Genomic DNA, 13,943 nt, shown 5'->3' on the forward strand with positions numbered 1-13,943 from the left:
AAGTTTAACGCGTCACACATACTTTAATATCAGTAGCATTTTTAATAGCATGAGGTTTACTAACGCTTACTGTAACTTCGTTAAGACTAAACTCTTTCTTAATTAATTGTGCAACGTTATCTGCCACCGTCTCAATTAAATTAAAAGAATTGGATTCAACAAACGTAGTTACCAATTCTGTTAATTTCGCATAATCAATTGTTTTATTAATATCATCATTACAATTGTTAAAATTAGTAGGGATAGAAATATTTAATACTAGACGCTGTACAATACGTTTTTCCCAAGTATGTACGCCAATTTTAGTAGCAATAGTGAGACCTGTGATTTCAAGTCTATCCATTTTAAATATCCTTTTAAAGAAAATTAGGATAGCAATTCATGCTCTTAAGAGCAATGATAAATGAGCTTTCATAAAAATTAAAATGATCTCGTTATAAAACTCAAGCGTTAATCAAATTTACAGTCAATTAATAATTGTGTTAATTCTAACTTGCAACAATAATCAAAATTAATTTGCCATCTTAATTAAATTATCATATGTATATTATTAATATTAAATGAGCTAATTTTTAATAAAACTATAAATTATTCAAAATAAAATTAGTAATGCACTTCCATTAAGTTTCAGACGAGATACAAGTTCGTGCAGCAAAGAAGTGTACAAATAAATATAAGACTAAACCAAGCAGGCTTGTAACCCAGGATGAAGCTTAGGGAAAACGTTAGAAAGCAACAATAAGAGAATTAGGATATGTTTAATTATAAAAACTTGATAGGGACTCAACACAAACTAGCCTTAGCTAGTATCATTTCTCATCTTTATGATCCAATAGAATCTGAAATTCCTAGTGATCCAGTATTTGTTCATTATGAAAATAATTCTTTTATAAGATTATTTTCTAGACAGACACTGTTAAGTTTACAAACTCGCTTACAAGAATGTCCTAAAATTATTGAAGAAGGTTTACAGGATAAATCATTTATCAAATTGGCGCTTAAAGAATACACACCATGTAATAAAGAAGAAATTATTTATAAAAAAATACTAACAAAAATGGTAGATGCAGGTCTTAATTTTGGTCAGATAGCTGAGGAGTGCCTAGGAATTGATGCAGCAATGTATCTTTTAACAGGGATGCCTGAGAATTCAAATATCACTTTTGAACTAAGTGATTTACCCAGGGAAATGATTTTTTTTATTGATTATATTATCCAGCTTCATCAGTTAAGGATGAATCAACAAGATGTAGGAGAATCCAATAATATTGATGTTGAGCATAAGTCTCTTAGCATTTTTGCAGAAAGGAAATTAGTTTGTCTTCAAACAGCGATAATAGAAGAAAACAGGAGAAAATTACTTTCTAATACAGGTAAAGTATTAACTAATAATCAAGTTCTTTGTCCTTTTAGCCGTGATGTAATCAATGTAAAACAGTCTTTAGCTAGTGCAAGAAAAGCTAAACTTTTCTTACAGTTAATTATTGCAACAGCAAAAATTAATGCTTTGCAAGAGCCTGAAATCGATAGTTTTTTAAAAAGGCAAAACCCTAACTATTTGCGGGAGGCTTATCAGGCACTTAATCAATATATTAGCAATCCTACAATTCGTTTTACTGTAGAACAGCAGAAACTTCTAAATAATATAGGGGTTAATAAAATAATAAAACCAGATAATTATTTTAATTTAACTAAACGGTATCAACATTTATGGAATGAAAATAAAAGCTTAAAAGAAAATACGCTAACTGTGCTGAGCGATTATTCTAAACTAAATACTAGTTTACCTAATTTTAATTTATTTATGACTTGTCATTGGGCGAGACATCATCATCATATAGTAAAAAAAGCAATTAAGCGGATTAAAGAAAATGATTCAATTAAGCAAGTAATTGCTGATTTAGAAGACCAAGCTCAAGTTAATCCAAAGTTTAACCCAGCTGGTTCGTTGGTAAGACGGTTAGAATTTATTAAATTACATTTTAAAGAATTAAACGGTTTAACAAATAAAATACTTTTATGTTAACAAACTTAGCTAATCTAAACTCTATGAGTTTTATATATTAAACTCTGATAACTAAATTAAGCATTTTTCTCTCAGCTAAAAATGGTAGAATGCCCTTTTTATTTTGGATTTTTATGAGTGATATCGCTAATTCTCTATTAATACGGGCACTACAACGTAAACCTATTCCTCGCACACCAGTTTGGTTAATGCGACAAGCAGGGCGCTATTTACCAGAATATCGTCAAGTTCGTGCGCAAGCAGGTGATTTTCTAAATTTATGTAAGACGCCTGAATTAGCTTGTGAAGTTACATTGCAGCCTCTACGTCGTTATTCACTAGATGCTGCTATAGTTTTTTCTGATATTTTAACAATTCCTGATGCTATGGGACTTGGTTTATATTTCGCTGAAGGAGAGGGGCCCTGTTTTCAGACACCACTTAGATCAGCAAAAGCTATTGAAGTCATTGCATCACCTAATATAGAAAAAGATTTAGCTTATGTATTTGAAGCTATTAAATTAATCAGGCGCGAAATGCCTAAAGATTTACCCTTAATAGGATTTTCTGGTAGCCCATGGACGCTTGCTTGTTACATGGTTGAAGGAAAAAGTAGCCGTCATTTTAACCAAATGATCACTTTGCTGGATACGCACCCAGAAGTAGCTCATATTTTATTAACGAAGCTAGCACAAACGATAAAAGATTATTTACTTGCGCAAGTTCTAGCAGGTGTAAATGCTGTTATGATTTTTGATACTTGGGGAGGCTTATTACCAACTAACTTGTATCAGCAATTTTCTTTGCAATATATGCAGCAAATTGTACATGCTTTTAAAGAAATGCATCCTAATATTCCAATCATCTTATTTACAAAAGGTGGCGGAAAATGGCTAAAAGAAATGGCGGCAACAGGTTGTGATGCTTTAAGTATAGATTGGACTTGCGAGCTAGGTTATGCAAGAGCTCAAGTTGGGAGCGAGGTTGCTTTGCAAGGTAATTTAGAGCCAGCTTTGTTACTTAAAAGCGATGAAAGTATTCGTGAGAATGTGAAAAAGGTGTTAGAGTCATATGGATATGGAAGTGGGCATGTGTTTAATTTAGGACATGGTATTACGCCGGATATTATGCCAGAAAAAGTAGCTGTAATGATTGAAGCAGTAGCAGAATTTAGTCCAATATACCACAAAGATATATGATAATTGAAAGTAGCTTTAAGCCGGCATGGTGGTTGCAATCTCCGCACGCTCAAACAGTATATCCTACTTTAATGCGTAAGATTAAAGCGCCTATTGATAAGATAGAGCGGGTAGAATTGATAGATGGCGATTTCGTTGATCTAGCCTGGGCTATTAATGGTTTATCATCTAATTCACCTTTAGTAATTTTATTACATGGTTTAGGTGGTAGCGTCAAATCGCCATATGCAGGTGGCCTAATGCATGCTATAAATAGGCAGGGATGGCGCGCTGTCTTAATGCACTTTCGTGGTGCTAGTGGGCCTCCTAATCGTTTACCTCGAGCCTATCATTCTGGTGATACAGCTGATTTTAATTTTATTGTTAATTATCTTGCCCAATTAGAACCGCATACGCTTAAAGCAGCAATAGGTATTTCTTTAGGCGGTAATGTATTACTTAAATGGTTAGGAGAAGTTGGTAAACAACAATTATTAACCACAGCAGTTGCAGTTTCTGTTCCCTTTCAACTTCGAATTGTTGCAAATCGAATTAATCAAGGTTTTTCTCGAATTTACCAAAATCGACTTTTAGGTCGCCTGCAGCAAATCTTTATTAATAAACGAGATAGCATGGCTGCTGATTTACCACCAGCTTTTAAAGATATCGAAAAATGGAAATGTTTCTGGACGTTTGACGCAAATGTAACAGCCCCCCTACATGGCTTTACAAGTGTGTATACTTACTATCGACAGGCGAGTTCACTTAATTATCTTCCCCAGATAGCTACGCCAACATTAATTATTCATGCTAAAGACGATCCATTTATGACACCTGAGGTAATCCCACAACCTGAACAGCTACCCCATTGTGTCACATTAGAGCTAAGTAAAAAAGGGGGACATGTTGGGTTTATTAGTGGCAATATTCCAGGACAGCCTATTTATTGGTTAGATAACAGGATTCCTAATTATCTAAAGGCTTTTCTTACTCCTATTTAAGCAAAAGGAAGAAGGGATAAATTGCTACACCTTAGTAAAATTTTGGTTATTATCTTGTAAATTCTGATAAGTAAATAACAAGTTTTTTAATATAAATTCAATTTGATTATTTCATTGTAGATTTAGCCCAAATTTAATTTAATGTTAAATAAAATTGATCAATTTAATTAATCTGAAGTAGAACTTTTAATAAAAAAACTAATTTTACTTAATTAAAAATAAAAAAAATAAGTCATGGTTTTTATTGCCAGGGAGTATGGGATGTTAAGGTATAAAGATAAAGAGTTAGTTAAAATTGCAGCTACTATAGGTGGTAAAAATCAACTTAAAGGTTTTTATAAAGATAAAGAAGGCAACGTTTATTTTGTAAAAAAGCCAACTGATCTGAAAGAATTATTTACAGAATTATTAGCAGGATTGTTATTAAAAGAATTTAAGCAAGAAAATTTAATTGAGCCACAATATTTCAATTCTTTAATTGATGCAGATTGGATTAAATTTGAAGATGGATCTTATGGATTAATTCAACCCAAGGTAGAGTTTACCGAGCTCTATAAAATAATTGGTACAGGATATAAAGATAATTCTGATCGAAATCCACTTATAGAGATGTTAAACGGATCTAATCATTATGCATTATTAACATCACAATTTAGATCATACTATGGTTTATCTATTGCCCTTATGTTTTCTCTGCTCTTTGGTGATTATAGTGTGCACAGTGGAAATATAGTTTGCTTGAATCGTTTAGCAACAGACAATGAAAAAAAGACAATGCAATTTGCACGTATTGATTGGGGAGCAGCATTTCGTTATTTTAATTATTACGAAGATATTCTTAATCCTTTCGAATACCAAGGATGGTCTAAATATAAATTAATTACCAAAGGTTATATTTTTAATTATAAAAAAATCAACGGCTTATTTACTGCAATAGCGCAAAGAGCTTTTGCATTGCGACTCCAAATTAATATTGATTGGTTATATAATCTAGTTTTAAAAGCGTTAAAAGAAATACCGCCAGATTTATTAACTTTTCCAATGCAAAAATCATTAAGTGAGTATTTAGGTTTTTCTTCATTTTCTACAGTTATTTTTAGTGAAAGGCAAAATTACGAACCCTTTGCAAAAGACTTCTCAGACATATTATTTAAGCGTTTAAATAATATATGCAAGTTAAAAAATCTAACTAAAGATCGCTCTTTTTTATATCGAAGCATAAGCTTCGACAATTTAACTAATATTGTAGATAATTCAACATTGGAAAACCAAGATGAAAAAGATGTACTACCTGAAAATTTAGACTTAGATAATCAAATAATAATAAATGAAAAATACATTCAAATATTATTTAAAAAATTTTCTGATGAGCTTTTAACTGATTCTGTTTTTATAGATATTATATCTCAAGGTAAAATTATAAATTTTAAACCAGAAATTATAAAAGATTTATTAATTTTAAAAAAATTTTATACTGAAAATTTGGCGTTAAATGAGAATAGAAATTACGGTCAAATTTATTCTGAATTTTTAACTACCTTTTATAAAGAATCATTGATTATTCGTTTGTCAGAGCAAGATCGATTAGATCAAGCTAAGAATTTATTAGGTTTGGCTTATAAATATTTATATCTGAAAGATGTTAATTTATATTTTTTTAGCGAAGTTATACAAATGCTAGATAGTTTATTTGATAGCGAAATATTGGTATCAAAATTAAACATTATTTTTAGGGATGAAAACCGCTTTTTTAATTATAAAAATTTAAGTGTTAATTTAGAAGCGCCAGAAGTTAAACGCTTGGAATTAACCAATGAATTGTAGGTAAATGCTAGAGCTTTTAATTATTTAAAACTTGGGTTCAGTACTGCACAAACTTTGTAGAAAGGCACTTCTTACAGCAGCTTGCAGGGGCTTAAAAATTCATTAGGGTAATTAAATTTATACTAACCTAATTGATTATTTTTTTTTACAATGGCACAGTAATAATTGCAAGGATGTTAACTTTAAAATAAACAGGAGTTTATTATGCGAGTCAACAAATATATTGCGCCATTTATTTTAAGTCCAATCGTAGCATTTTCAAATAGTAAAGGAAACTTTGAAAATGTCATATTCTCAACGCCTATTGTACCAAAAAATACTACTATTAATCATTATTCTAGTGAGTCAAATAAGGAGCTGCCAAATTTACTTTTAGCTAGAAAAGATTATCCTACTCAGATTGTGCGGGTTGGAGGTAACGTAGAAGAATTTAAACTAACTTGTGAGGAAGTAAATAAAGAGATTGATAAAATTTTTATTAATAAAATTAATCCTGATAAATTTTATTACAATACTTATATTTTTTGTGGATTCAATCCTGAAAATCATTATGCAATGAATTTTTCTATCCATAGTTACTTTGATCCCTTAAGTAATGAAGCCATTGATTATTTACAACAATATTTAAGCGAATTTAATGGCCATGATTTACTAGGTACAAAGTTTTATGTTGAAAATGCAAAAGGGTTGGTTGCTGCTTTAACAGTGAATGTTGGAACGAAAAAATATTCAAATGGCCCATTAATTTTGTCTAGACAGGATCATAGTAGTTTTTACTTTAATAATAATTATGAAATGCGTCGTGAGCTTATAAGTGATATTCAGGCACGTTTCTATTCTAATGATCCAGAACAATTACTTCCTTTCTTTGATAATTGGTTGTTTCCGCATGCCGGTAAATTTTATCATCGTATTTTAAGGGATGCTAATTATATGGATGTTCAGCCAGAAACTATTTTTTTAATGGATGATGAGCCTACTTTATTCGTATCAAATTTAAAGTATTATTACTCTAATGACTGTACAACAAATCCGAACCAGCATTGTTTATAGCGTTTAGAGTGACACAAAAGAAAGTTATACTTTTGTGTCACTCTATTATTAAAGATAATAAAAGTAACTTCAAATAATTATACAATTAGATTCGGCTACGGGTTGCTCTACAGGATGTGCTGCGGGCGCTGCATTAAACAAATAAGGATAAACATTAGATCTATACGAACTATTTGAGGAAATTTGCTTAAGTTTATTAGCTAGTAAATTATTAAAATAGTGATTTGAAAATAATGTTTTATCAAAACTAATATGTTGGTATAAATTTGGTAACCCATTATCTAAACTCTTCTCATGAACGGTAGCGTAAGCTTTAGGAAAACTTGTATTAATTCGTTTTACCAGCTCATTTGCAACAGCTAAAGTCATATTTCCAAAATAAATGTCAATATCTAAGAGTGCATCAGTACGATTTTCATTGCGAAACATTTCAATGTAAGAAGGATTTGCATCGATGTTAAAAGCTTTAAGTAAGGTGGTTGCAAACAATGAATAACTAAAAGGCCTTTTTAAAGCGGTGCATTGTTTCTGGAACGGTAAGAGTAAATCTTCAACAGATGTACGATAACAGGCTATTTGTTGATAGATTTCTTTAATTCTATTATTTTTTAATAGCATGGGTATTAAGCATTGATAGTAGTCAGGGACAATTTTCTCTATTAATGTTACTAGATTAACTTTAATAGGGGTGTTAGGGCCTGCTGGTAAGGTGGCTGTATTATTACCATAATTTATATTTAAAAAATCTATCAATGCTTGGGTATTTTTTGCTGATAAACCCAATTTAATTATTATGTTTTGGGAAGGAAAAATTAAACTATTAGGATGTGTTGAATCTTCTTCTTCAATTGTACAGAAAATTGGGAATTTCGGTAGATGTGCCAATTTGGCTAGAACAAAACCAAAAATATTGACTTGATTCTCAGTAATACCAAGTAAATTATTCAAATGATTAAGAACAAAATTAAAATATTTATAATCATAATAAGATGGCTTAAATCTATAAATTGCGCTAGGTTCAAGGGCAATGTGGTTGCTTAATGCTGCTTTTGTTAAAGCAAACTGAGTTGTTTCTTGTAACCTGTCTAAACCAATTTTCTCGGCTGTTAATTTATCGCGTTGTAAAAAGCTATTTATAAATGTTTTATTAAGCTGCATGGCTTTTCTTGTTTCTTTTATTAGGTCTTCGACCTCATTATTAGTGCATGGTGGGCTAAATTCATTATTTAAAAGGTTAGTAATTGCCTTAGATAAGTCGGAAGAATAATTTAGCACATTCTCTATATATTCCTTTTCAGTGGTGCTATCGTCCAACCCTGGAGGAATGTTATCTAATTCGTAATTTAAATAAGCAATTAACTCGCTTAACCAATTGCCGTTTTGTGTAATAAGTTCTTTTTGTAGAAATTCCTGTAAAGGAAGGAAGTAATTTTTAAATTCATTATTTATGTTATGACATACGAAGGCATCGACTTGCTTAGCAAGTTTAGACAATAAGCTTTTTATGTCTAATTTAAAGCAAAAGGGTGAACCCACCATATTGCGGGTTATGCATTCTAACGTTAGACTTAATTGACTTAAATCTTTTAAGTTTATAGGCTGTTTAGCTTTGAGCTTATTAAGTTGATGAGCAAGTAAGATATAAATAATGTAATTTATTTTTTCTGGGAAGTCTGCAATAGTTGGTAATATACTTTTATTAGAGTGAAAGCGACTTTTATCCTGTGTAAATTGAGCAAATCTATGCCAGCTTGAAATTATTTCTAAAGCGACTTCTTTTTTATTCTCTATAGCAATATTCATTTTTGCGATTAACGCATCCTGCACTAAATCGACGTTATAAAAATCTGAACTGCCTACTTCTTCTTTCATCCTGCATATTAAGGCATAAAATATACTCGCATTGGTAATGTCACTGAGAGAGATAGTCTGACTTTTATTTTGAGTTCTTGAATAACTAACAGTTTGTAGCAGATTTAATGAATAAAAATTAATATTACCTAAATAGTCGAAGAGGAGGGTTAATGAGTTATCTTTAGGCTGGTTAGGAATTAAATTTGAAAAGTAACGAGCATTAGTAGGCATTGCATTTCTCCATGAATTTTATAGCAGATTTCAGAGCAGATTCTCAATTGTCTTCTACATAATAAGATGATTGTTAATACTTATATAACGGGATTAAGTCTTTTAATACTCTTAAGGAAACTGGTTTTTATTTTATGAAGCTAAGTTTTGCATTTTGGGTCTCAATATTAAATTTAAGACTTATTCACTCCTTAGTAGCTTTGGTTATTAGGATTCAAAAAAGTTATGAATACTAATATTTACTTAGGGCTATCCGTTATCGGCGCATAATCTATCTTAAAATAATTTTTTTCTCAATGTGTTTATTTTTTTTGTAAGTTGTATTTTAAGTTTTTTTAAATTTAAAAAATTAGGAGTAATAAATTTTTTAATAAAATGGAGCCAGCTTAGAAGGCTGGCTGATAAAATAGAGGGGTTATGTACTAGATCTATTGTTTAAATTCACGGCTAAGCTTAATAGCCATTTCTAAAGATTGCTCATAATTAAGTCTGGGGTCAACTAAACTGTGATAGGCTTGTTTAAGATCAGCCTCATTTAGGCCGCGGGCACCACCAATACATTCTGTTACGTTTTCACCTGTAAGTTCAAAATGTACACCACCTAGATAGCTAGACATTGAATGGTGGATAGTTAGAGCTTGCTGTAATTCCGATAAAATATTATCAAAATGACGTGTTTTAATCCCTTCTGGTGTTGTTTCTGTATTTCCATGCATAGGATCACAAGACCAGGTTACAGGAATCTTAATTCGTTTTACTTCTTCAATCAGAGGCGGTAATAAGTTACCAATGTCTTTAGCGCCTAAACGTGTAATAAGCACGACTCGCCCTTCTTCACGCTTGGGATTTATAATATTTAAAACTTCTTTAAGCCATTCAGGATTAGCAGAAGGACCTATTTTAATTCCTATAGGGTTTTCTACGCCTCGGAAAAACTCAAGATGGGCGCTATCTAGTTGTGCTGTACGCATACCTATCCAAGGAAAATGCGTAGACAAATTATACCAGCCGTCATCAAGATAACGTGTTAAAGCTTGCTCATAATGCAGATGTAGCGCTTCATGGGAAGTATAAAAATCCACTTTATTAAGGCTACTACTGCGAATACCATCAATGGCTTCTAAAAATTCTAAAGAGTCAGCAATCGATTTTACAATCTCATAGTATTCACTGGCTTGAGGTGAGTGCTCTACAAAACTTAAATCCCATTGTTGCGGATGATTTAAGTCAGCAAATCCACCACTTACTAGGGCACGAATAAAATTAAGTGTCATCGCAGCACAACTATAGCCTTGTAACATAAGCTTAGGATTAGGGATACGAGATTGTGCATCAAACTGCTGTGAATTGACTAGATCTCCGCGGTAGCTTGGTAAAGTAATGCCATTGATTGTTTCAAAATCAGAAGAACGAGGCTTGGCATATTGGCCTGCAATACGGCCAACACGAATAATAGGTTTACGCATACCATAGAGCAAGATTAAACTCATCTGTAGCATGATTTTTAATTTATTGCTAATAATTTCAGCTCGACAATCATTAAATGATTCAGCGCAGTCGCCGCCTTGTAAAATAAAAGCTTCACCACGGCCTGCTAAAGCAAGTGCTTTTTTTAAATTTTTAATCTCACCGCCTGTTACGAGGGGAGGTAAAACAGATAACTGCTCAACAACACGTGCAACTTGCGCTGGATCAGGATAAGTAGCTGCCTGATGATATGAAAATTTTTGCCAAGTAATTGGTGACCATGCACTCATAAAAAAACCTTTTTGCCTAGTCTGATGGCTAAGTATGCGATAAATGATTATATGCTGCAAGTAAGGGTAGTAAAAGTGGCTCTATAACTTAATTTTAAAGCTATAACACGTTATAAAAACGTCAAAATTTAATAATTTTATAATAAATATGCAAAGTAATATAAAAAACTTTTATTAAAGACTTGAATTTTTTACACTTACCCCCAATTTAGCTTGTCAAGAAATTGGGGAGATTTGTAATGAGTGACAATACCACGAAAGATTGGAAAAAATTTAAAGAAAATAATGAGCGTTTGGATGAAGAGCTGGAAAATGAAGAATCAGTTGAAGATACTGAAACTGAACAAGACGCTCAAGCAGATGTTGCACTAGGCCATCCAAGCTATACTGCTTTAGAAGAGCAATTAACGCTAGCTGAACAAAAAGCACATGAAAACTGGGAAAAAGCAGTTCGAGCTGTAGCAGAGCTTGAAAATTATAGACGGCGAGCTGAGCGAGATGTCGCGAATGCACATCGCTATGGGTTAGAAAAATTCATTACTTCGCTACTTCCTGTATTAGATAGCCTTGAGCAAGCATTGCAAATAGCCGAAAAAGAAAAGCAAAAGGCAATGCTTGAAGGTCTAGAGCTAACTTTAAAACTATTCTTAGATGTATTAAATAAATATGAAGTAACGCCCATTGATCCGCAAGGGGAAATGTTTAATCCACAAGAACATGAAGCGATGTCTATTCAAGAAGCACCTGATGCAGAACCAAATAGCGTATTAATTGTGTTTCAAAAGGGCTATAAATTAAGTGATAGGGTGATTAGACCGGCGCGCGTGATTGTGGCAAAAAAATAAATCGTAACGAAACGATCAATGATGACTTGAAATTGTTAAATTTTACCCCATATGTGGATCATTGTGGTTAAAACTTCTTTACTTGGAGCAGAACAAATATGGCAAAGATTATTGGAATTGACCTAGGTACAACAAACTCTTGTGTAGCAATAATGGAAGGTGATAAGCCACGCGTAATAGAAAATGCAGAAGGTTTACGCACAACCCCTTCTATTGTTGCTTTTACAGATAATGATGAAATTTTAGTAGGACAATCAGCAAAGCGCCAAGCGGTAACTAATCCTGAAAACACGGTTTTTGCAGCTAAGCGTCTAATAGGTCGTCGTTTTGACGATCCAATCGTACAAAAAGACATTAAGATGGTCCCTTACAAGATTATGAAAGCAGGTAATGGTGATGCTTGGATTAGCGTAAAAGGCCAAGATAAAGCGCCTCCTCAAATTTCTGCTGAAGTATTACGTAAGATGAAAAAAACGGCAGAAGATTACCTTGGCGAAGAGGTTAAAGAAGCTGTCATTACTGTACCGGCTTACTTTAATGATTCACAAAGACAAGCTACCAAAGATGCGGGACGTATTGCTGGTCTTGAAGTTAAGCGTATTATTAATGAGCCTACTGCTGCTGCGCTCGCTTATGGAATGGATAAAAAACGTGGCGATTCAACAATTGCTGTTTATGACTTAGGTGGTGGTACATTCGATATTTCAATTATTGAAATTGCTGAGGTGGATGGTGAGCATCAATTTGAAGTATTAGCTACTAACGGAGATACTTTTTTAGGCGGAGAAGACTTTGACTTAGCGCTAATTGAATATCTAGCGGCTGAATTTAAGAAAGATACTGGCATTGATTTGCATAATGATCCACTTGCTTTACAACGCCTTAAAGAAGCAGCTGAAAAAGCTAAAATTGAATTATCATCATCGCAACAAACTGATGTCAATTTACCTTATATTACAGCAGACGCTTCAGGTCCTAAGCACATGAATATCAAGCTAACTCGAGCTAAGCTTGAATCATTAGTAGAAAAATTAGTAGAGCGTACTATTGAGCCTTGTAAAATTGCACTCAAGGATGCAGGACTTAATGTGTCTCAAATTAATGAAGTTATTTTAGTGGGCGGTCAAACAAGAATGCCTCTAGTGCAAAAAACAGTACAAGAGCTTTTTGGTAAAGAGCCACGTAAAGATGTCAATCCAGATGAAGCAGTAGCGGTTGGTGCAGCTATCCAAGCAGCAGTATTGTCTGGTGATGTAAAAGATATCCTCTTGTTAGACGTGACGCCGCTATCATTAGGTATTGAAACGCTCGGTGGAGTGATGACTAAACTTATTGAGAAAAATACCACAATACCTACTAAAGCAACTCAAGTATTTTCTACAGCTGAAGATCGTCAAACAGCCGTGACAGTGCATGTTTTACAAGGTGAGCGTGATCAAGCATCAGCAAATAAATCATTAGGTCGTTTTGATTTATCTGATATTCCTCCAGCACCACGTGGCGTGCCACAAATTGAAGTGACGTTTGATATTGATGCTAATGGTATTCTTAATGTATCAGCTAAAGATAAGGCCACAGGTAAAGCACAATCTATTGTTATTAAAGCATCGAGTGGTTTAAGTGATGAAGAAATTAATGACATGGTTAAAGATGCACAAGCTCATGCTGAAGAAGATAAGAAATTTAAAGAAATGGCTGCTTTACGCAACCAAGCTGACAGCTTAATTCATAGCAGTGAAAAATCATTAGGTGACTTAGCAAATGAGCTATCTGATGATGAAAAGCGCGGTATTGAAACAGCCATTGCTGATCTTAAAGAAGCGGTCAAAGGGGATGATAAAGCGAAAATAGAAGATAAAATGAAAGTTTTAACTGATGCTTCTGGAAAAATGGCTGAGCGTATTTATGCTAAAAAATCAGCTGAAGGACAAGCTGGTGCAGGTGGACCACAGCCTGATCAAGCAGCGCATACTGAACAACAAGCGTCTAAAGATGATAGCGGTGTTGTCGACGCTGAGTTTGAAGAAGTTCAGGACGATAAAAAATAATTTAGTTTGATAAATGATGAAAAATTATTTACCACATAACTAAAATATAACAAGATGGCTTTTTCTTGAAGCCAACCTTCTGCGGCTTGTTTACGGAATCTAGCACCTAGATTTCTGAATTTTGCAAACAAATCGCAGGACGTTGGT

At 33.0% G+C, this 13,943-nt stretch carries 10 protein-coding genes; 7 read left to right on the forward strand and 3 right to left on the reverse strand.

From position 1 onward, the window contains the following. Window positions 1-4: 4 nt before the first annotated feature. Window positions 5-343 carry a dihydroneopterin aldolase gene (gene folB, locus DYH30_RS03290; RefSeq protein WP_115330287.1) on the reverse strand — a complete coding sequence of 113 codons (339 nt, stop codon included), beginning with the start codon at window positions 341-343 and terminating at the stop codon, window positions 5-7. Window positions 344-754: 411 nt separating this feature from the next. Between folB and DYH30_RS03295 the strand changes: the two genes are divergently transcribed. From DYH30_RS03295 to DYH30_RS03315, 5 genes are all read left to right on the forward strand, one after another. After that, on the forward strand, window positions 755-2,026 hold the full coding sequence (locus tag DYH30_RS03295; protein ID WP_115330288.1) for a DUF5617 domain-containing protein: 1,272 nt from the start codon (window positions 755-757) through the stop codon (window positions 2,024-2,026). 113 nt (window positions 2,027-2,139) lie between these two features. Next, complete coding sequence (gene hemE, locus DYH30_RS03300; protein WP_115332480.1) at window positions 2,140-3,204, forward strand: uroporphyrinogen decarboxylase; 1,065 nt, start codon at window positions 2,140-2,142, stop codon at window positions 3,202-3,204. Beyond that, window positions 3,201-4,184 (forward strand): hydrolase, encoded by a 984-nt coding sequence (locus tag DYH30_RS03305; RefSeq protein ID WP_115330289.1) that lies wholly within the window; start codon window positions 3,201-3,203, stop codon window positions 4,182-4,184. Before hemE ends, DYH30_RS03305 begins: the two co-directional genes overlap by 4 nt. 261 nt (window positions 4,185-4,445) lie before the next feature. After that, window positions 4,446-6,008 (forward strand): hypothetical protein, encoded by a 1,563-nt coding sequence (locus DYH30_RS03310; RefSeq protein WP_115330290.1) that lies wholly within the window; start codon window positions 4,446-4,448, stop codon window positions 6,006-6,008. 204 nt (window positions 6,009-6,212) lie between these two features. Then, window positions 6,213-7,061 carry an Lpg0189 family type II secretion system effector gene (locus DYH30_RS03315; protein ID WP_115330291.1) on the forward strand — a complete coding sequence of 283 codons (849 nt, stop codon included), beginning with the start codon at window positions 6,213-6,215 and terminating at the stop codon, window positions 7,059-7,061. A gap of 69 nt (window positions 7,062-7,130) precedes the next feature. On the opposite strand, the gene DYH30_RS03320 is transcribed toward DYH30_RS03315, so the two are convergent. Together DYH30_RS03320 and DYH30_RS03325 are read right to left on the reverse strand one after the other, a co-directional pair. Beyond that, window positions 7,131-9,146 (reverse strand): hypothetical protein, encoded by a 2,016-nt coding sequence (locus tag DYH30_RS03320; RefSeq protein ID WP_115330292.1) that lies wholly within the window; start codon window positions 9,144-9,146, stop codon window positions 7,131-7,133. Window positions 9,147-9,574: 428 nt separating this feature from the next. Then, entirely contained in the window at window positions 9,575-10,903 is a 1,329-nt protein-coding gene (locus DYH30_RS03325; RefSeq protein ID WP_115330293.1) for a 3-deoxy-7-phosphoheptulonate synthase class II, read from the reverse strand. A 239-nt stretch (window positions 10,904-11,142) separates the two neighbouring features. Between DYH30_RS03325 and grpE the strand changes: the two genes are divergently transcribed. Both grpE and dnaK read left to right on the forward strand, forming a co-directional pair. Beyond that, entirely contained in the window at window positions 11,143-11,748 is a 606-nt protein-coding gene (gene grpE / locus DYH30_RS03330; protein WP_115330294.1) for a nucleotide exchange factor GrpE, read from the forward strand. A gap of 98 nt (window positions 11,749-11,846) precedes the next feature. Continuing rightward, window positions 11,847-13,796, forward strand: coding sequence for a molecular chaperone DnaK (gene dnaK, locus DYH30_RS03335; protein ID WP_115330295.1), 1,950 nt, complete (start codon window positions 11,847-11,849; stop codon window positions 13,794-13,796). The last annotated feature ends 147 nt before the right edge of the window (window positions 13,797-13,943 follow it).

Source organism: Legionella busanensis, from assembly GCF_900461525.1.
GTDB lineage: Bacteria > Pseudomonadota > Gammaproteobacteria > Legionellales > Legionellaceae > Legionella_C > Legionella_C busanensis.

Coding starts and splice junctions, on each gene's coding strand:
- hemE (WP_115332480.1), top strand. CDS start 2,140: ATGAGTGATATCGCTAATTCTCTATTAATACGGGCACTACAACGTAAA.
- DYH30_RS03310 (WP_115330290.1), top strand. CDS start 4,446: ATGTTAAGGTATAAAGATAAAGAGTTAGTTAAAATTGCAGCTACTATA.
- dnaK (WP_115330295.1), top strand. CDS start 11,847: ATGGCAAAGATTATTGGAATTGACCTAGGTACAACAAACTCTTGTGTA.
- DYH30_RS03295 (WP_115330288.1), top strand. CDS start 755: ATGTTTAATTATAAAAACTTGATAGGGACTCAACACAAACTAGCCTTA.
- DYH30_RS03325 (WP_115330293.1), bottom strand. CDS start 10,903: ATGAGTGCATGGTCACCAATTACTTGGCAAAAATTTTCATATCATCAG.
- grpE (WP_115330294.1), top strand. CDS start 11,143: ATGAGTGACAATACCACGAAAGATTGGAAAAAATTTAAAGAAAATAAT.
- DYH30_RS03320 (WP_115330292.1), bottom strand. CDS start 9,146: ATGCCTACTAATGCTCGTTACTTTTCAAATTTAATTCCTAACCAGCCT.
- folB (WP_115330287.1), bottom strand. CDS start 343: ATGGATAGACTTGAAATCACAGGTCTCACTATTGCTACTAAAATTGGC.
- DYH30_RS03315 (WP_115330291.1), top strand. CDS start 6,213: ATGCGAGTCAACAAATATATTGCGCCATTTATTTTAAGTCCAATCGTA.
- DYH30_RS03305 (WP_115330289.1), top strand. CDS start 3,201: ATGATAATTGAAAGTAGCTTTAAGCCGGCATGGTGGTTGCAATCTCCG.